The organism is Kitasatospora sp. NBC_00315 (assembly GCF_041435095.1).
Classification (GTDB): Bacteria; Actinomycetota; Actinomycetes; order Streptomycetales; family Streptomycetaceae; genus Kitasatospora.
This window is the reverse complement of sequence record NZ_CP108025.1, coordinates 1,289,050-1,308,417: the sequence shown is the minus strand read 5'-3', so window position 1 is coordinate 1,308,417 and position 19,368 is coordinate 1,289,050. Positions and strand designations below refer to the sequence as shown.

Here is a 19,368-nt window from a genome sequence, read left to right as displayed (position 1 = left end):
GGGCCCCCGCCCCCGGAACCCCACTCCTGAGCCCCGCCCCCACCCAGGTACGGCGCAAACCCGTCGCGCGGCTGCCGCGCGACGGGTCCCCCACCCATGCCCCACCCCCACACTCGGCAACGATGCCGGGAAGGACACTCCGTGTCAGTTTCTCCGATCAACCCCCGCCGGCGCGCCCGGCTGGCGCTGCCCGTCCTGATGTCGATGATCGGCGCGGTCGCCCTCTGGGGTGTCACGCCCTCCGCCCATGCCGCGACCACCGTGGTCGAGGCGGAGTCCTCCGCACTCGCCGGCGGGGCGGTGGTCGGCAGCGACCACTCGGGTTTCACCGGTTCGGGTTTCGTCGGCGGGTTCACCGACGGGAACAAGGGCAACGCGTCGACGGCGTTCGCGGTGCGGTCGGCGGCCGCCGGCGCGGGGACGGTGCGGATCCGGTACGCGAACGGGACGGGCGCGGCGATGACGCTGAGCCTGTTCGTGAACGGTGCGAAGGTACGTCAGGTGAGCCTGCCGGCGACGGCGAACTGGGACACCTGGGGGACGAGTGACCAGGCCGTCACCTTCGCGGCCGGGGCCAACAGCGTCGCGCTGACCTTCACCACCGCCGACAGCGGCAACATCAACCTCGACAACATCACCGCCACCACCCCGGACAGCAGCACGCCGCCGCCGACCACCGGCCAGATCGAGGCGGAGTCGGCCTCGCTCACCGGCGGGGCCGTGGTCGGCAGCGACCACTCGGGTTTCACCGGTTCGGGTTTCGTCGGCGGGTTCACCGACGGGAACAAGGGCAACGCGTCGACGGCGTTCGCGGTGCAGTCGGCGGCCGCGGGCAACGGCAACGTGCGGATCCGGTACGCGAACGGGACGGGCGCGGCGATGACGCTGAGCCTGTTCGTGAACGGTGCGAAGGTACGTCAGGTGAGCCTGCCGGCGACGGCGAACTGGGACACCTGGGGGACGAGTGACCAGGCCGTCACCTTCGCGGCCGGGGCCAACAGCGTCGCGCTGACCTTCACCACCGCCGACAGCGGCAACATCAACCTCGACAACATCACCGTCACCACCCCGAGTTCGTCCGGCACCCCGACCGCACCGCCGACCTCGCCGCCGGCCACCACACCGCCTCCCGCCGGGGCCCTCACCCACCAGGCCGAGGACGCGTTCTTCTCCGGCGGCCCCGCCGTCAGCACCGCCGCCGCCGGCTTCACCGGTAGCGGCTACCTCACGGGCTTCGCCGCGCAGGGCGCCCGCGCCGTCTTCTCGGTGAACGCCCCCACCGCGACCGGCTACCCGGTGGCCGTGCGCTATCGCACCGCCGGTACGGGCGCCGCCTCGGTCACCCTCACGGCCAACGGCCTGAAGGTGCAGCAGCTCGCGCTGCCCGGCACCGCCGGTGCCTGGAGCACCGTCAGCGTGACCACCCAGCTGCGGGCCGGCCTCAACACCGTGACCCTGCGGACCGAAGCGGGCGACGGCGGCAGCCCCGACCTGGACGGCATCACCGTCACCGGCTCGACCACCGACGCGGCCCGGGGCGCCACCGTCCCCTACACGGCGTACGAGGCGGAGGACGGCGCCACCAACGCCTCCACCACCGGACCGGACCGGACCTACCTCACCGTCGCGGCGGAGGCCTCCGGCCGCAAGGCCGTCGTGCTCGACAGCACCGGCGAGTACGTCCAGTTCACGCTGACCAAGCCCGCCAACGCGCTGACCCTGCGCTACTCGATCCCGGACAACGCGGCGGGCACCGGCACCGCCGCCACGCTCAGCCTGTACGCCAACGGGACCCAACTCCGGGATCTCGACCTCAGCTCCAAGTACAGCTGGGTGTACGGCGGTTACCCGTACAACAACGACCCCTCACAGGGCTCGGGGCACCACTTCTTCGACGAGACCCGCCAGGTCGTCGGCAACTTCCCGGCCGGGACGGTGCTGAAGTTCCAGAAGGACGCGACGGACACCGCCGCCTCCTACACCCTGGACCTGCTGGAGACCGAGCAGTCCGCCGCCGCGCAGACCATGCCCGCCTCCGGCTTCGTCTCGGCCACCACCCTCGGTGTCACCGCCGACGACGGCAGCGACGACACCGCCGCGCTCAACAACGCGGTGGCCACCGCGAAGTCCCAGGGCAAGGGCCTGTGGCTGCCCGCCGGGACGTTCAACATCTCCGGGCACGTCAACCTGACCGGCATCGCGTTGCGCGGCGCCGGCGAGTGGGCCACCACGCTCAAGGGACTGAACGGCAAGGGCGGACTGTTCGGCCAGGGCGGCACCAACACCGTGCAGGACCTGACGATCGCCGGTGACGTCTCCTACCGGGACGACGCCAACTTCGACGCCGGCATCGAGGGTGACTTCGGCAACGGCTCGACCATCCAGGACGTCTGGATCGAGCACACCAAGGTCGGACTCTGGATCGACGCGCCCACCAACGGCCTGTTCGTGGACGGCCTGCGGATCCGGGACACCTTCGCGGACGGCGTCAACCTGCACAAGGGCACCACCGACACCCAGGTGTGGAACACCAGTGTGCGCAACACCGGCGACGACGGCCTGGCGATGTACTCCGAGGGCCAGGCGGTCAGCAACTGCGCGTTCCGCTTCGACACCGTCCAGTCCCCGCTGCTCGCCAACGCCGTCGGCATCTACGGCGGCAACGCCAACCGCGCCGAGGACAACGTGCTCGCCGACACCGTCACGGGCTCGGCCGGCATCGCGATCAGCAGCCGCTTCGCGCCGGTGCCGTTCAGCGGCACGACCTCGGTGCAGCGCAACACCCTCCAGCGCACCGGCGGGCTGGAGCCCAACTGGAACAGCCGGTTCGGCGCGCTGTGGATCTACGCGGACAGCTCCGACATCACCGCCCCCGTGCTCGTCCAGGACCTCGACATCCTCGACAGCACCTACAGCGGCATGCTGCTCTCGTACCAGAAGACCATCACCAACCTGACGGTCAGGAACGTGAGGATCCAGAACACCGGCGCGTACGGCGTGGAGATCATCTCCAACGGCTCCGGCAGCTTCTCCGGGGTCGCCGTCAGCGGCGCCGCCACGGGTGGCCTCAGCCTCAGCGGTACCTTCACCGTCAACCGGGGTACCGGCAACACCGGTTGGTGAACCAGCCCGCCGTCCGCTTCCACCCCCGCAGTGCCGGCCACACCCAGGCCCGGTCCGCGTCGCCCCGCACGGCGGCGCGGACCGGGCCGCGCGACCGGCCCCGCGCACCGGCCCCGCCTCAGCGCGGGGCCCCGCTTCCGAACAGCACAGGAGAGACCACCGTGCCCGACACCAACGCCCGCGCCACCACCGCCTGGTGGCGGCACGCCGCGATCTACCAGATCTACGTGCGCAGCTTCGCCGACGGCAACGGCGACGGCGTGGGGGATCTCGCCGGGGTCCGTGACCGCCTGCCCTATCTGCGGGATCTCGGCGCCGACGCGCTCTGGTTCAATCCCTGGTACCTCTCCCCGATGGCCGACGGCGGCTACGACGTCGCCGACTACCGCGACATCGACCCGCTGTTCGGAACCCTCGCCGAGGCGGAGCAGCTCATCACCGAGGCCCATGGCCTGGGCCTGCGGGTGATCGTCGACCTGGTCCCCAACCACTGCTCCGACCAGCACACCTGGTTCCGGCAGGCACTGGCGGCCGGGCCGGGCTCCCCGGAGCGGGAGCGGTTCTGGTTCCTCCCCGGCCGGGGCGAGCAGGGTGAACTGCCCCCCAACGACTGGCAGTCGTACTTCGGCGGCAACGCCTGGACCAGGATCACCGAGGCCGACGGCACGCCCGGCCCCTGGTACCTGCACATGTTCGCGCCGGAGCAGCCCGACCTGAACTGGGAGCACGCCGAGGTACGGACCGAGTTCGAGTCCGTCCTGCGGTTCTGGCTGGACCGGGGCGTCGACGGCTTCCGGATCGACGTCGCGCACGGCCTGGCCAAGAAGCCCGGCCTGCCGGACGTCGGCGCCGACCCGGACCCGACCGACCTCCCCTACCAGGACTGCGACGACGTCCACGACATCTACCGCAGCTGGCGCAAGATCTCCGACTCCTACGACGGTGAGCGCACCTTCGTCGGCGAGGTGTGGCTCCCCACGCCCGCCCAGTTCGCCCGCTACCTGCGCCCGGACGAGCTGCACTCCGCCTTCAACTTCGAGTTCCTCTGCTGCGCCTGGGAGGCCGACGCGCTACGCGCGGTGGTGGACACCACCCTCGCCGCGCACGCGCCGGTCGGCGCGCCGCCCACCTGGGTGCTCTCCAACCACGACACCATCCGGCACGTCACCCGGTACGGCCGCGAGGACACCTCGTTCGACATGGGGGCCAAGCGGCTCGGCGACCCGAGCGACCAGGCGCTCGGCCGGCGTCGGGCGCGGGCAGCCGCAATGCTCACGCTGGCGCTGCCCGGTGGCGTGTACGTCTACCAGGGTGACGAGCTGGGCCTGCCCGAGGTGCAGGAGATCCCCGATCACCTGATCCAGGACCCGACCTTCGTCCGCTCCCAGGGCGTCGACCGCGGTCGGGACGGCTGCCGGGTGCCACTGCCGTGGTCGCGGGAGCCCGGCTCGCTGGGCTTCTCGCCGGCCGGCGCGACCGGCACGCCGTGGCTGCCGCAGCCCGCGCAGTGGGCCGATCTGAGTGTGGCGGCGCAGCTGGCCGACCCGGGGTCGGCGCTGACGCTCTACCGGGAGGCGCTGGCACTGCGCCGGGAGCGGCTCACCGCGCTCACCGAGACGCTGAGCTGGGTGGAGGCCGGGCCGGGCACGCTCTCCTTCGAGCGGGACGGCGGCTTCTGCTGCCTGGTCAATCTCTCCGACGCACCGGTTGCGCTGCCGCAGGACTCCGTCGTCCTGCTCAGCAGCTCACCGCTCGTCGTCGGCTCCCTCGGGGAACACGCGCTCCCCACGGACGCCTGTGTCTGGTTCACGACCGGCTGACCCGCTGCCGGCCCGCGTCATCCGCTGCCGCCGTCTCGTACGGCGGCAGCCCGCGGTCAGGCGAAGGACGGCCGGCGGCCGAAGGGGCGGCGCAGCAGGGCGGTGCCCCGCCGACGGTGCTCGGTCTGCACGGCGTCACCGGTTGCCATGCCGGCGAGCCGGTCGGCCTCGTGGTCGGAGATGCGCGGCGGCGGACCGGTGCCGCTGTCGGCGTCCGTGTGGAACTGGGCCAGCGCTGCGACGAGTACGGAGTAGTCGCTCATTGTCGGGCTCCTCATCGTTGACTTCCTATGACCTCAAGGATGACCGGCCGTCATGACGAAGGTTTTGCAGGCAGGTCACTTTCCGATGGCCGTTGGGTGGCTGTTCGGTCGCACGCGTTACGGCGACCCACGCGGATGTTACGGGGCGATAAGCGGAAGCTGGATTCGCAGTAACAGTCACTTATCGTAGTCGACTGTTACACTCGGTGCGGGTGTGACGCGGGCACACCTCCGAGGCCGCTGCGCCCCCAGTGAGGAGAGTTGCGATGAACACCGAGACCCTGGACGTGGACCGGTCCGATGCCGCCTACCGGAGCTGGCTCAAGGAGGCCGTGCGCAAGGTCCAGGCCGACGCCAACCGCTCGGCCGACACGCACCTGCTGCGCTTCCCGCTCCCCGCGCACTGGGGCATCGACCTCTACCTCAAGGACGAGTCCACCCACCCCACCGGCAGCCTCAAGCACCGGCTCGCCCGCTCGCTCTTCCTCTACGGCCTCTGCAACGGCTGGATCCGCCCGGGCAAGCCCGTCATCGAGGCCTCCAGCGGTTCGACCGCCGTCTCCGAGGCGTACTTCGCGGGCCTGATCGGGGTCCCGTTCATCGCGGTGATGGCCAAGTCCACCAGCCGGGCCAAGATCGACCTGATCGAGTTCCACGGCGGCAGCTGCCACCTGGTCGACTCCGCCTGCGAGGTCTACGACGTCGCCGCCCGGCTCGCCGAGGAGAGCGGCGGCCACTACATGGACCAGTTCACCTATGCCGAGCGGGCCACCGACTGGCGCGGCAACAACAACATCGCCGAGTCGATCTTCGCTCAGCTGCGCCTGGAGCCGCACCCCGAACCGGCCTGGATCGTCGCCACGGCGGGCACCGGCGGGACGTCCGCGACGATCGCCCGTTACGTCCGCTACTCGCAGTTCGACACCCGGATCTGTGTCGCCGACCCGGAGAACTCCTGTTTCTTCCAGGGCTGGGTCGAGCACGACCCGGACGCCGTCTGCGACAGCGGTTCGCGGATCGAGGGCATCGGCCGGCCGCGGATGGAGCCGAGTTTCGTGCCCGGCGCCGTCGACCGGATGATGAAGGTCCCGGACGCGGCGTCGATCGCCACCGTCCGGGTCCTGGAGCAGGTGCTCGGCAAGAAGGCGGGCGCCTCCAGCGGCACCGGCCTCTGGAGCGCGCTGCGGATCGTCGCCGAGCTGCGCGACGCGGGGGAGAGCGGCAGCGTCGTCACACTGATCTGCGACCCGGGCGACCGCTACCTCGACAAGTACTACTCCGACGAGTGGCTGGCCGGCCAGGACATCGACATCGAGCCCTACCGCGAACGGCTGACGGCCTTTCTGGCGGGCGGGCCCTGGACCGGCTGACGGCCCCTAGGGCCGGCGGTCCCGCGGCCGCGGCTCCTGCGCGGGCCGCCCGCCCGGGCCGGTCGCGACGGGTCGGACGGTCCGTCTGACACGCCCACGGGCGGCGCACTCGGCAGCCTCTCCGATCCTCCCGACCCAAGCTGGTCCTCCCGGCGGCTCGGACCACCGGGTGGAGCACCCCGGTGGCGGATCGCGAGGAGTCGGTTGTGAAATCACGGTACGGGCGACGACTGCGGAGGACGAGCACCGTCGTGGTGGGGATACTGATCCTCGGAGTACTGGGAGCCGGGCCCCCTGCGGCGACCGAGGCCCTGGCGGCGCCGCCCACCGGGGGCACCGTGATCGTGAACGAGACGTTCCAGGGCTCGGCGGTGCCCGATCCGGCCTGGGAGCCGCTCGGCCGTACCTGCCTGACCGGTGCGCCGCTCGGCAGTAGCCCGACGCCCGACGCCGCCCAGATCCCGTCCTGCCCGGCCGGCGGCCAGGGCCCGCCCCCCGTACCGGGCGTGACGCCCGGCTACCTCCAGCTGAACGACGCCAGCGGCTTCGTGGGCGGCGCCGTGCTCTACCGCCGTCCGGTCCCGGCCTCGGCCGGACTCTCGGTGACCTTCGAGCAGTACCAGTACGCGGGGACGGCGGCGCCGGGCGACGGCATCGGCTTCTACCTGGTCGACGGCGCGACACCGCTGGACGGCCAGGGTGCGGACGGCGGCAGCCTCGGCTACGCCCAGCGCAACCTCGCGCCCGGGGTCGTCGGCGGATACCTGGGCGTCGGCCTGGACGCGTACGGGAACTTCTTCAACGACGGGGAGATGCGCGGTGCCGACTGCCCGGTCGGGCAGCAGTCGCCGGTCAAGGTGGACGGGCCGGTGGCGCCCAACGTGGTCACCCTGCGCGGCCCCGGCGCCGGCACCTCCGGCTACTGCTACCTCGGCTCCACCACCACCCCGACGGCGGACCCGACCCGGTACGCCTCGACCCTGTCGGGCACGCTCAGCGCCGCGTTCGGCACCACCGACCCGACCGTCGCCAAGCGCCTGGTGAACGTGCAGATCACCCCGGCGCCCGCGTCGCACGTGATCGTCCAGATCGACTTCCAGGACGGCGGCGGCTGGCAGCAGGTGCTCGACCGCCCGGCGCCCTCCGGGCTGCCGTCGACGTACAAGTTCGGCTTCAGCGCCTCCACCGGCGGCAGCACCGACGTGCACCTGATCCGCAACGTGAACGCGTCGACCATCGTGCCGCTGAACCGCCTCGACCTGGTCAAGCAGGTCGACCGCACCGGCGCCCCGCTGCCCGCCGAGATCACGGCCGGCACCGTCATCCCGTACCAGTACGTGGTGACGAACGCCGGGCTCGACACCCTGACGGGGCTGCAGGTCACCGACGACCGGCTCGCCCCGGTCAGCTGCCCGTCCACCACCCTGCCGCCGTCCCCCGCACAGGGCAGTTCGGTGGTGTGCACCGGCACCTACACCGTGACGGCCGCCGACGTCACCGCCGGCAAGGTGGTGAACACCGCCACCGCCACCGCCGGCGACTCCAACGGCTCGGGTGTCAACTCCGGCCCCTCCTCGGTGACGGTGCCGCTGGTCTCCTCACTGAGCCTGACCAAGCAGGTGGTCACCCCGGCACCGCAGGTCGCCGGGCAGACCGTCGACTACTCGTTCACGATCACCAACACCGGTGGCGCGACGGTCTCCACCATCGCGGTCCAGGATCCGCTGATCAGCCCGCCGCCGGGCACGATCACGTGCCCGGTCTCGGTGCTGGCCCCCGGGGAGAGCACGGTCTGCACCGGTAGCCATCTGCTCACCGCCGACGACCTGGCGGCCACCGGCACCTTCACCAACACGGCGACGGCCACCGGCCAGACCGCGATCGGACAGAGCGTCACCTCGGCGCCCTCCAGCGCCACGGTGGGCCAGGTCGCCGACATCGCCCTCACCGTCACCGCCGATCCGACCGCGCCGCAGGTCGGCGGCAACGTCACCTTCACGGTCACGGCCACCAACAACGGTCCGGACCCGGCCTCCTCCGTGGTGGTCTCCAACCCGGTGCCGGCCGGCTCGACCTTCGTCTCCGCCACCCCCGACACCGGTACCGCGTTCGACACCGCCACCGGGCAGTGGACGATCCCCGCGCTGCCCGTGGGCGGATCCGTCCACCTCGCGTTCGTCGTACGGGTGGACGGCACCGCTGCCGTGACCGACACGGCCACGGTCGTGTCGGCCGCCCAGACCGACCCGGTCCTGCCCAACAACACGGCCTCCGCGACGGTGGTCCCGGTGCAGCAGACAGACATCGCGGCGACCAAGACGGTGGACGACCCGACCCCGCAGATCGGGCAGGAGGTCGTCTTCACGGTCGGGGCCGAGAACAAGGGGCCGAACGCCGCCACCGGGGTCGTCCTCACCGACACGCTCCCCGCCGGGCTCACCCTGGTGCGGGCCGCCGCGTCGGCCGGCGGCTACGACCGGATCACGGGCATCTGGACGGTGGGCGACCTCGCCGTGGGGGCGAAGGCCACTCTCACGCTAACTGCGGTGGCCACGAAGACCGGGACGCTCTCCAACAGCGCCTTGCTGACGGCGGTGACACCGGCCGACTCCGACCCGACCAACAACCAGGCGACCGCCGAGGTCACCGTCCGGAACGTGAGCCCGAGTCCTAGTCCGAGCCCGAGTCCGAGCCCGAGTCCGAGCCCGAGCCCGAGTCCGAGCCCGAGCCCGAGCCCTAGCCCTAGTCCGAGCCACAGCCCGAGCCCGAGCCCGAGCCCGAGCCCGAGCCCGAGCCCGAGCCCGAGCCCGAGCCCGAGCCACAGCCCGAGCCCGAGCCACAGCCCTAGCCCTAGCCACAGTCCGAGGCCGAGTCCCAGCCCGTCGGACGACTGCTCCACCCCCGCGCCGACCTGGGGCTGGGACGCCGGGCCGGGCCACCACCCCGGCACCCGGGCGATGCCGGTCGCCGCGGCGACCCCCGACGAGGCGGCGCGTCCCGGTGGTCTGCCGGTCACCGGTACCAGCCTCTGGCCGCTGCTCTCGGCCGCCGGCACGCTGATCGCCGTGGGCGGACTGTTCCTCGCCACCACGAGGCGTCGCGGCAGGCACTGACGCCGATGACGGCCCCGGCCGGGCAGGCCGCTCCCTCGGGAGCCACCCGCCCGGCCGGGGCCGTCGGCGTTCGGCCGGGCGGAGCGCGGAAGGCCGGCTCCCGAGCGTCCGCCGCTCAGCCCGCCGGGGCCACGACCACCTCGCGCAGCTGCTCCCGGGCGGCGCGGGCGACATCGGCGGGCAGGCCCGCGTCGGTCACCCAGGTGTCGGCCTCGGCGAGTTCGGCGAAGGTGGACAGGCCGACCACGCCCCACTTGGTGTGGTCGGCGACCACCACCACCCGGCCGGCCGATTCGACGAACTGCCGGTTGGTCTCCGCCTCCGCGATGTTCGGGGTGGAGAGACCCGCCCTGGGGGAGAGTCCGTGCACGCCGAGAAAGAGCAGGTCGAAGCGGAGCGAGCGGATCGTCCGGTCCGCCACCGGGCCGACCAGGGAGTCGGACGGCGTCCGGACCCCGCCGGTGAGCACCACCGTCGCTCCGGCGCCGTCGCCCCTGCGGCGGGCCTGCTCGAAGACGTCCGAGACCGGTACGGAGTTGGTGACCACCGTCAGCTCCTCGATTCCGATCAGATACCGGGCCAGCGCGTACGTCGTGGTGCCACCGGAGAGCGCGACGGCCGAACCGGGGGCCACCAGGGCGGCGGCGACCCGCGCGATCTCCTCCTTGGCGGACGGCTCCAGCGCCGACTTCGCCTCGAAACCGGGCTCGTGGGTGCGGGCCGTGTCGGCTGCGACGGCTCCGCCGTGCACCTTCTCCAGCACGCCGGCCCGGGCCAGCGCGTCCAGGTCGCGGCGGATCGTCATGTCCGACACGCCGAGCCGGCGGGTGAGTTCGTTGACCCGGACGCCGCCGTGCCGCCGTACCTCTTCGAGGATCAGCGACCGGCGCTGCTCGGCCAGCAGATTGCTGTTGTCCGTCATCGCGCTCCGGCCTCTCCCTGATCCGTCAGTGCTCAGCGCCATCCTCGCACGGGCGTTCACCGGCGGGTGGGGCGCACCACCCGGGCTGGCTCCCGCAGCGGGCCGACCGCCCTACGGGTTCCCCGCCCCCGGCAGATCTGCCGGGACGAGCAGCTGGAGCTCCTCGGTGGAGGGGTCGGACAGGTGGGCGACCCGCATCGCGTGCCGCTCGACCATCGTCTCGAAGACCTGCCGGGCCGTCCGCCCGTTGCCGAAGCCGGGGCCGCGCTCCAGCCCGGCGAAGTGGTGCAGCAACGCGCCCTCGGTCGCCTCGGCGAGCGCGTACTCGTGCTCGGCGCACTGCGAGCGGGCGATCTCCAGCAGCTCGTCGGCGGTGTAGTCGGGAAAGGTGACGGTGCGGGAGAAGCGTGAGGAGACGCCGGGGTTGGCGCCGAGGAAGCGTTCCATCTCCTGCGTGTAGCCCGCCACGATCACCACCACCTCGTCCCGGTGGTCCTCCATCAGCTTCACCAGGGTGTCGATCGCCTCCCGCCCGAAGTCCCGGGCGCCGTCCTCGGGCGCCAGTGCGTACGCCTCGTCGATGAACAGCACTCCGCCCCTGGCACGGTCGAAGGCGGCGGCGGTGCGGATCGCGGTGGAGCCGATGTGCTCGCCCACCAGGTCGACCCGGGCCACCTCGACCAGGTGGCCCCGTTGCAGAACGCCCAGCGAGGCGAGGATCTCGCCGTACAGCCGGGCCACCGTGGTCTTGCCGGTGCCGGGGGCGCCGGTGAAGACGAGATGGCGCCGGAGCGAGGGGGCCTTGAGACCGGCCTGCCGACGGCGACGGCCGACCGAGATCAGGTCGATCAGGGTGCGCACCTCCTGCTTCACGGTGGCCAGGCCCACCAGCGTGTCCAGCTCGGCCAGTGCCTCGTCGGCCGGGCGGCAGTCGGGGATCGCGGTGATCAGGGCGGGCGCGGCCGGCGGGGCGGCGCTGGTCAGCTGGGCGGTGCGCGGAGTCGGCAGCGTCCCGCCGGTGGGGGCGGGGGCGACGTCGTCGGAGGTGCAGTGCTCGACCACCGGGCCGGGCTCGGAGAACTCGAAGCCGGCCCGCTCGTTCTGCTCGGCGCGACAGCGGGTCAGCGCGGTGCGGCAGCCGTCGATGATGTGGAAGCCGAAGCCCTTGCCCTGCGAGACCCGGCAGTCCTCGAAGGTGCCGCGCCCCTGGGCGGAGACGTAGACCGCGGCGTCGGCGCTGCCGCGCACCGTGCAGTCGCGCAGCACCGGGTCGGCGCCCTTGGTGACGATCACGCCGGTGGCGACCTCGGAGATCTCGCAGTCGGTGAGCAGACCGCCGCTGCCGTGGTCGCGGAACCACAGGCCGGTACCCGCCTCCTGGACCCGGCAGCCGGAGAGCGCGACGGTGGCGCCGCCGCTGACCGAGACGGCAGAGCTGCGGATCCGGCTGAACGAGCAGTCCTTCGCGGTCGCCCGGGATTCGCGGTCCAGCACGAACAGGGCGTCCGGCAGGTCGTGCAGCGAGCAGTCGGTCAGCGTCAGCCGGGCGCCGTCGCTGACCCAGAGCGCCGGGTAGTCGCCGCTGCTGCTGTGGATCTCGCTGGACTCGGCGACCGCCGTGGTGCCGGCGTCCCAGACCGACAGCGCGCCGCGCCCGAAATCCCTGATGGTGCTGTTGGTGAGGGTGAGCCGGGCCCGGCCGCGCAGGTCGGCGCCGTTCTCCGGCAGGTCGTGCACCCGGCAGCCGGTGAGGGTGAGCCCGGCCTCGCTGTCCAGGGTGAGGCCGTTGCCGGTGACCCGGTGGATGTCGCAGTCGGTGAGCCGTCCGTCGGCGTGTGCCTCGGCCTGGACGCCACTGCCCCGGATCTCGTAGATCTCGCAGGCGACGAGCTCGGCCGCGCTGCCCGGATCGGTGATCAGCACGCCGGCGCCGCTCGCGTGGTGCAGGCGGCAGCGTTGCAGCGCGGCGGTGGCGCCGCCGAGTACGGCCAGCCCGGCCTGCCCGGCGCAGGCCACCTCGCAGTCCTCGAAGGCGGCGGCCGTACCGGCACCGCGCAGCCGGATGCCCAGGCCGGCGGGATTGTCCACCAGGCAGCCGCTGAGCGCGGGACGGGCACCGTCGGTGATCTCCACCCCCGCGGCGGAACGGGTCTCCACCCGGCAGCCGATCAGCACCGGCGTGGCGTCGGGACCGGTGACCAGTACGGCCGGGGCGGAGCTGTCGTTGCCCTCGATCACCAGGCCGCGCACGGTGGCTCCGGCGGTGACGGTCAGCGGGACGCCGGAGGGCGGGTCGATCCGGACGCTGCCCGGGCCCTCGGCGGGGACCAGGGTCACCGGCTTGTCCAGGACCAGGTTCTCCCGGAACGTCCCGGGCCGGACCGTGACGGTGTCGCCCGGCTCGGCGGCCGCGAGGGCCTCCGCGAGCGTCTCGTACTCCCCGGCGCGCCGCCGCCAGCGGGAGGCGCTGTCCTGCGTGACCCGGACCCTGTGCTCAGCCATGACGCTCCGCCATCCCCACCTTCGTCGGGCCCACGTTCGTCGCGCCCGGCCGCCGCGCACCCGCCGGCACCGGGGCGGTGCGCCACGGCGCGCGGCCGCCCGCCCACCGTAGCGCGCCCGCGCTGATCAGCCGGACCGACAGTCGCGCCTGCGTCTAACGAGCGCGCAGACATTCGGTTCCGGGTCCGTCGCGGTTCAGCCCGCCGCGCCCGCGGGCGGGCGGGGGCCGGTCTCCAGGACGGTGACCTCGTCGCCGATGCGCACGGTGCCCAGGGTGTCACCGCCGACCCCGGCGGGCCGCTCGGGGATCAGGTTCTGCCCGAACGAGGCCTTCTTCAGCAGCCGGTTGTGCTTGGCCAGCGTGCGCAGCGGCTCACGGCCGCCCCGCTCGCCGGTCTCCTGGTCGGTGGTCGTGATCACGCAGCGACCGCAGGGCTTGACCACCCGGAAGACGAGGTCGCCGACCCGGATCCGGCGCCAGGTGTCCTCCTCCCAGGGCTCGGTGCCGTCCACCACGAGATTCGGGCGGAACCGCGTCATCGGCAGCGGCCGGTGGCCGTCCTCGGGGTGCTCCTCGGCGATCAGGGCGTTCAACCGCTCCAGCGAGGCGGTGGTGGTGAGCAGCAGCGGGAAGCCGTCGGCCATCGACACCGAGGACCCCGCCCCGGCGTAGTCCGGGTCGACGGGCCGTCGGGTGGGGTCGTCCAGATGCACCAGGCGGAGGTCGCCGAGGTGTTCGGCGATCCAGGCCTGGGTCTTGCCGTCGGCCTCCGCGGCGAGGAAGCGGGTGCCCCAGACCTCGACCTCGGCGAGCCGGTCGCCCCGGGCGGCGCCGGGGGCGGGTACTTCGGTCCGGGCGCCCTCCGGGGTGGTGAGCGCGAGGGCGCCGTCCTCGGCCGGTACGGCCCGCAGTTGGCCGAGCGCCGGGCGTTCCCGCTGGCTGACGAACCGCCCGGTGGCGTCGACCAGCATCCAGCGGCGGTCCCCGGCCAGGCCCCAGGGCTCCACCCGGGCGCTCGCGGGGCTCAGCCGGTAGGTCGACTTGACGGGGTACACGTGGAGGCCGGTCAACTGTGGCATGCCTCCATCCTGCCAGCGGCCGGCTCCGCCCGGGGCCGTGGGGGCGGCCGTTTTCCGCCCCGGGCGCGGGCGCCGCGCCGCCGGGGCGGAAAACGCGCACGGACCGTCCGGGACGCCGTGGTGCGGCGGCCCGGACGGTCCGTGGATGACCCGTTTCTCCGTACGCCCGGCGCCGATCGCGCCGGATTGTGCTCAGGTGGTGCGGGTGGGACCGGGGCAGGGGTCAGTAGGCCTGGCCCTGGGACTGGTAACCGGGCTGGGTGTACTGGCCCTGGTCGCCGTAGCCGCCGGGGCGCTGCGGCTGCACCGGACGGACCGGAGCCATCGGGGCGGCCGGGCGCAGCTGGTTGCCGCCCATGCTCTGGTCGGCGTAGCCCTGGCCCGCCTGGCCCTGGCCACCGAACGACTGGGCGCCGAAGGACTGCTGCCCGCCGAAGGACTGCTGGCCGCCGAAGCTCTGCCCGTTGAAGCCCTGCGGGCCCTGCGCGCCGAACGGCTGGCCGCCGCCGACGCTCTGCGGCGCGGTGGCGAAGGTGTTCTGGCCGCCGAAGCTCTGCCCACCGGACTGGTGGCCGGGTGCGGGCTGCGACTGCTGGAAGCCGGGCATCGGCGCCTGGGGGCGCTGCGAGGGAACGTACGGCTGCTGGGGTCCGCCGTAGCCGGGCACCGGGGGCTGCGGTGCGGAGGCGTACGCGGGCTGCGCCGGGATGTAGGAGGTGGCGGGGCCGGCGCCCGGGCCGCTGCTCGGCCCGGGGCCGAGCGCGAGGCGGGCGGGCGGCAGAGCGGGCAGGTTGCTGCCGGTGCTCTCGTACCCGGTGGAGTACCGGTCGTACGACGGGGCGAGGCCCGTGCCGTAGCCGGAGGACATGGCCGGCGGCAGGGCTGCCGGCACGTTGATCGGCGCGATCTGGGGGACACCGCGTTCTGCGACGAGGCTGTCGTAGATGGGCGTGCCGGAGGAGAAGGACGGAGAGGGGTAGCCGACTCCGTCGTAGGAGCGGGGCGAGGTCATGGGGCATACGGTAAGCCCACAATGTGCCTGCTGAGGAGAGCGGAAGGGTGGGCATTTCAAGTGTTTACAGACTCTTCGCTCGCACAAAGTACTCGTAAGTAGCAAGATCCGACATTTCGGCATCGAGTTCAGGCCATCGGAGTACGCCGAGCGACCGGCCGAACACGATTCGCCCGGCCGATGTCCGCCTTCTGGGATCGGCCGGGGAGCGCGGGCGCCGGTTCACCCGATCCGGCGGGCGCGCGCGGACGCGGCCGAGCCCCCCGCCCCGGCGGTGGCCGGGTGAGGGGCCCCGATGATCGTTCGCGCTGGTGGGGACGTCAGCGGCTCTGCAGGGCCTGGGCCGGGAATCCCGTCCGGCCGACCAGCTCCGAGGTGCAGAACGAGCAGCGCACCGCGGCGGTCGGGACCGGGCTCAGGCACTCCGGGCAGTCGGCCTTCGCGACCGGGGTCGGCTTGGCCGATTCGAAGCGGGACTGCAGCCTGCCGACCGGCACCACGACGGCGAAGTAGATGACGGCCGCCACCAGCACGAAGCCGATCAGCGCGTTGACGAACACGCCGTACGGGAACCGCGTACCGGCGACCGAGAAGGTCTTCTGGGTGAAGTCGCCGACCGCGCCGGTCGCGACCCCGATGAGCGGGGTCAGGAAGGCGGTGACGAATCCCGTGACGACGGCGGTGAAGGCCGCGCCGATGACGATGCCGACCGCGAGGTCCACCACGTTCCCGCGCAGCAGGAAGCTGCGGAATCCCTTGAACACCGGGTTGACTCCATCGTGTGCCGGGGCCGGCGCCGGCGCGGCGCCGATGCCCGGCGCCGGCGGGCCGACCTGGTGAGAGTGGCGGCCCCTCGGCCCCCGATCGGCCATACTGCCCACTCAACGGCCGTGTGGTCCAACCCAGTTCACCCGATCTGCGTAACGTGCGGACAGGTGCCCGGGGATCGAACGGCCGTCCCGGAGTGCTCGGACGGGGCAGCCCGAGAGGGAGCTGCGCGCGCAGGGGCGCGTGGATCTCCGGGTGGCGACCCGGGGGCCCGGCGCGCCGGTCAGGGCCGAACCGGTCAGGGCCGAACCTGTGGTGGTCCGGGGGCCCGTGGCCGACGGTCCGTCACTTTCCCCCCGGCCGTAGGCAGCGGCCGTCCGGCGGCGCATACTTTCGTCGCGGCCCGCACCCGCGCGACCGGGCCATCGGGACCCGGCAGGGGCGTCGCCGAGGGGGAAGGTCGTCGACATGGGGTTTCTGGTGGTCGTCGCGGCCCTGGGTGTGGCGTGGTTCGCCACCGGGGTCCGGGTGGTGCAGCAGTACGAGCGCGGCGTGGTCTTCCGGCTGGGACGGGTCCGGGCGAAGGTCCGCCAGCCGGGGCCGGCCCTGCTGATCCCGCTGGTGGACCGGATGCGCAAGGTCAACGTGCAGGTCATCACGATGCCGGTGCCCGCACAGGAGGGCATCACCCGCGACAACGTCTCCGTGCGGGTCGACGCGGTCGTCTACTTCCGGGTGGTCGATCCCGTGCTGGCCACCGTGGACGTGCAGAACTACACCTTCGCGATGTCCCAGGTCGCGCAGACCTCGTTGCGCTCCATCATCGGCAAGAGCGAACTGGACGACCTGCTGTCCGGCCGGGAGAACCTGCACCGGGGGCTGGAGCTGATGCTGGAGAGCCCGGCGGTCGCCTGGGGCGTGCACATCGACCGGGTCGAGATCAAGGACGTCGCGCTGCCCGACTCGATGAAGCGCTCGATGGCCCGTCAGGCCGAGGCCGACCGCGAGCGGCGGGCCCGGATCATCACCGCCGACGGCGAGTTCCAGGCCGCGGCCAAGCTCTCCGAGGCGGCCGCGATGATGGACGGCACCCCGTCCGCGATGCAGTTGCGGCTGCTGCAGACGGTGGTGGAGGTGGCGGCGGAGAAGAACTCCACGCTGGTGCTGCCGTTCCCGGTCGAGCTGCTGCGGTTCTTCGACGGCGCCGCGGCGAAGGCGATGGCGGGCGCCGTCCCGGCTCCGGCTCCGGCCCCCGCGCCGGTGGCCGCGCCCGCCCCGGTGGCCGAGACCGAGCGACTTCCCGCCCCGGCGCCCGCGCCGGAGCTTGAGCCGTCCGCCGCCACGGCGTCCGCCCTGCCGCCGCGGCCGGAGCACGCCCCCCGGACGGACTGACCGGCCCGGTCCGGGCCCCGGTCAGCCGTGTCCGGCCGGAGCGGACGCGTCCGAGCACGACCCGGCCGGGAGTCGTTCGGTCGGGAGTCCCTCGGCCGGGAGCGCTTCGGCCGGCAGTGCGGGGCGCGGCGGCGCCCCGACCGCGCGGGGCGCCGGCGCCACGCCCGCGCGCCCCCGCGCGGACCGGGAGAGCAGCACGTACAGCACCGCGCCACCGCACCCGACAGGACGAAACTCAGGTCGATCCCGCCGGTCAGCGACAGCAGCACACCGCGGTACACCGGAGTGTCCACCGCGCAGTCTGTGGGCATCGGCATGGACGGGCGGCGCCCCGGCGGGCCGCCGGTCCCTGCCGGGCCGCTCCGGGCTCCCGCTGCGCGGATCCCGGCCCCGCCGCTCCGGGCTCCCGCTGCGCCGTTCGGGCGAACCGGTGGCCCGTGACCGCGGGCGACTGGATCGCGACACCGGGTGAGCGCCAGAATTCCGGGGGTGAGATCCCTGTTGCGTGCCACCGCCCTGCTCGCCGCCGCTACCGCACTGGCCGCCTGCCCCGTCCCGGCGGGCGCGACCACCCACGCCGCGCCCGCCGACCGGGCCCCGTACGTCGCGCTGGAGCACCCCCAGCCCGTCCCGGAGAGCGGGCGGGCCGAGGCCGTCGAGTTCTTCTGGTACGACTGCGTGCACTCCCAGCAACTGGAGCGACCGCTCCAGGACTGGGCGAGCCGCCACCGTACCGACGTGGTGCTGCGCCGGGTGCCCGCCGTGTGGCAGGGCAGCCCCGGTGAGCGCGCGCAGCTCGGACACGCCCGCCTCTACTACACGCTGGAGCGCCTCGACCTGGTCGACCGGCTCCAACTCACCGCCTTCCGCTCGATCCGCGAGCAGCGGGAGGATCTCACCACCGAGGACGGCGCCGTCTCCTGGGCGCTCCGCCAGGGAGTCGACGCGGAGGTCTTCCGGGAGGCGTACCGCTCGGCCGAGGTCGGCGAGCTGACCGCCGGGGCGGCCGCGACGTTCCGGCGCTACGAGATCACCGAACTGCCGAGCGTGGTCGTGCGCGGCCGCTTCCGCACCTCGCCGAGCAGCGCCGGTGGCGTCGACGAGATGCCCGCGGTGCTCGACCGGCTGGTGCAGCAGGGCTGACCGCCCCGAGGCCGCCGCCGGGAGAGGGCGCGGGCTCCCGCCGCCCGGGCGCGGGTCACCCGTCCTGCCGGTGCCCGGCGCCGGCGCCCGGGTCCGAGTCCGGGTCGGTGCCCGGGTCCGGGTCCGGGTCGGTGCCCGGGTCCGGGTCCGGGGCGGAGCCGGCCTCCTGACACCCGCCCGGCAGCAGGCCGGCCGCCGCCGCGTGCGCGGCGACCGCCGCGGCACGGTCGGCGTCGGCCTCGGTCATCGGCTCGCCGCTGACGAAGAGGCGGTAGTAGAAGGGCGCTGCCAGGGTGCGGACGACCTCCTTCGGGTCGGTGTCGGCCGGTACCTCGCCCCGGGCGATCGCCCGCTCCACCAACTGCCCCGTGGTGGCGAGCCGGAAGGCGTAGAACTCGGTGAGTGCCCGCCGGGCCTGCTCGTCCTGAATCGCGGTGGCGAGGACGGCCTCGAACACGGCCCGCTCGGCCGGTGTCCGGGCGAGCGCCAGCAGGTCCGCGGCGACCCGCCGGAGATCGCCCGCGAGTGATCCGGTGTCGGGCAGCGGCACCGTCCGTACGGTGAGTTCGGACAGCAGGTCGACCACGAGGCCGGAGACGTCGCGCCAGCGCGCGTAGACGGTGGTCTTGGCGACCCCCGCCCGGGCCGCGACCTTCTCGACGGTCATGTTCGCGAAGCCGGTCGCGATCAGTTCGGCCCGCGCGGCGGCCAGGACGGCGGCCCGGGTGCGGGCGGTCCGCCCGCCCGGGCGGAGGGTGCCCGGGCGGGCCCCCGCCGGCTCCTGCGTACGGGCGGAGCGCGCTCCGTCCCCGCGGGCGTCGTCGGGCCCGTCCATGCGTCGAGACAAACGAAACTCCAGT

13 protein-coding genes are annotated in these 19,368 nt (G+C 73.4%); 6 read left to right on the top strand and 7 right to left on the bottom strand.

Annotated features, from left to right (window positions below):
• The first annotated feature begins 141 nt into the window (after window positions 1-141).
• Together OG823_RS05480 and OG823_RS05475 are read left to right on the top strand one after the other, a co-directional pair.
• The gene (locus OG823_RS05480) at window positions 142-3,123 is read left to right on the top strand and encodes a carbohydrate-binding protein (RefSeq protein ID WP_371477977.1); all 2,982 of its coding nucleotides are present in this window, start codon (window positions 142-144) and stop codon (window positions 3,121-3,123) included.
• A 161-nt stretch (window positions 3,124-3,284) separates the two neighbouring features.
• The gene (locus OG823_RS05475) at window positions 3,285-4,943 is read left to right on the top strand and encodes a glycoside hydrolase family 13 protein (RefSeq protein WP_371477975.1); all 1,659 of its coding nucleotides are present in this window, start codon (window positions 3,285-3,287) and stop codon (window positions 4,941-4,943) included.
• A gap of 56 nt (window positions 4,944-4,999) precedes the next feature.
• On the opposite strand, the gene OG823_RS05470 is transcribed toward OG823_RS05475, so the two are convergent.
• Entirely contained in the window at window positions 5,000-5,206 is a 207-nt protein-coding gene (locus OG823_RS05470) for a hypothetical protein (protein ID WP_371477974.1), read from the bottom strand.
• Between the two features lie 266 nt (window positions 5,207-5,472).
• Between OG823_RS05470 and OG823_RS05465 the strand changes: the two genes are divergently transcribed.
• Window positions 5,473-6,576, top strand: a complete 1,104-nt coding sequence (locus tag OG823_RS05465; RefSeq protein WP_371477972.1) for a PLP-dependent cysteine synthase family protein — start codon at window positions 5,473-5,475, stop codon at window positions 6,574-6,576.
• Window positions 6,577-6,827: 251 nt separating this feature from the next.
• The gene (locus OG823_RS05460; RefSeq protein WP_371477971.1) at window positions 6,828-9,689 is read left to right on the top strand and encodes a hypothetical protein; all 2,862 of its coding nucleotides are present in this window, start codon (window positions 6,828-6,830) and stop codon (window positions 9,687-9,689) included.
• A 115-nt stretch (window positions 9,690-9,804) separates the two neighbouring features.
• Here the strand turns inward: OG823_RS05460 and OG823_RS05455 are convergent, their stop codons facing one another.
• The 5 genes from OG823_RS05455 to mscL all read right to left on the bottom strand — a co-directional run bounded on the left by OG823_RS05455 (window position 9,805) and on the right by mscL (window position 15,969).
• On the bottom strand, window positions 9,805-10,611 hold the full coding sequence (locus OG823_RS05455; protein WP_371477969.1) for a DeoR/GlpR family DNA-binding transcription regulator: 807 nt from the start codon (window positions 10,609-10,611) through the stop codon (window positions 9,805-9,807).
• 111 nt (window positions 10,612-10,722) lie between these two features.
• Entirely contained in the window at window positions 10,723-13,113 is a 2,391-nt protein-coding gene (locus OG823_RS05450; RefSeq protein WP_371477967.1) for a right-handed parallel beta-helix repeat-containing protein, read from the bottom strand.
• A 195-nt stretch (window positions 13,114-13,308) separates the two neighbouring features.
• The gene (locus OG823_RS05445) at window positions 13,309-14,193 is read right to left on the bottom strand and encodes an MOSC domain-containing protein (RefSeq protein WP_371477965.1); all 885 of its coding nucleotides are present in this window, start codon (window positions 14,191-14,193) and stop codon (window positions 13,309-13,311) included.
• A gap of 223 nt (window positions 14,194-14,416) precedes the next feature.
• Entirely contained in the window at window positions 14,417-15,205 is a 789-nt protein-coding gene (locus tag OG823_RS05440; protein ID WP_371477963.1) for a DUF6643 family protein, read from the bottom strand.
• Window positions 15,206-15,525: 320 nt separating this feature from the next.
• Complete coding sequence (gene mscL, locus OG823_RS05435) at window positions 15,526-15,969, bottom strand: large conductance mechanosensitive channel protein MscL (protein WP_371477962.1); 444 nt, start codon at window positions 15,967-15,969, stop codon at window positions 15,526-15,528.
• A gap of 472 nt (window positions 15,970-16,441) precedes the next feature.
• Here mscL and OG823_RS05430 point away from each other — a divergent pair, with 472 nt between their 5' ends.
• Both OG823_RS05430 and OG823_RS05425 read left to right on the top strand, forming a co-directional pair.
• The gene (locus OG823_RS05430) at window positions 16,442-17,365 is read left to right on the top strand and encodes a slipin family protein (protein ID WP_371477961.1); all 924 of its coding nucleotides are present in this window, start codon (window positions 16,442-16,444) and stop codon (window positions 17,363-17,365) included.
• 489 nt (window positions 17,366-17,854) lie between these two features.
• The gene (locus OG823_RS05425) at window positions 17,855-18,508 is read left to right on the top strand and encodes a thiol:disulfide interchange protein DsbA/DsbL (protein WP_371477960.1); all 654 of its coding nucleotides are present in this window, start codon (window positions 17,855-17,857) and stop codon (window positions 18,506-18,508) included.
• A gap of 55 nt (window positions 18,509-18,563) precedes the next feature.
• Here OG823_RS05425 and OG823_RS05420 read toward each other — a convergent pair whose 3' ends face one another.
• On the bottom strand, window positions 18,564-19,343 hold the full coding sequence (locus tag OG823_RS05420) for a TetR/AcrR family transcriptional regulator C-terminal ligand-binding domain-containing protein (RefSeq protein ID WP_371477958.1): 780 nt from the start codon (window positions 19,341-19,343) through the stop codon (window positions 18,564-18,566).
• Between the last annotated feature and the right edge of the window lie 25 nt (window positions 19,344-19,368).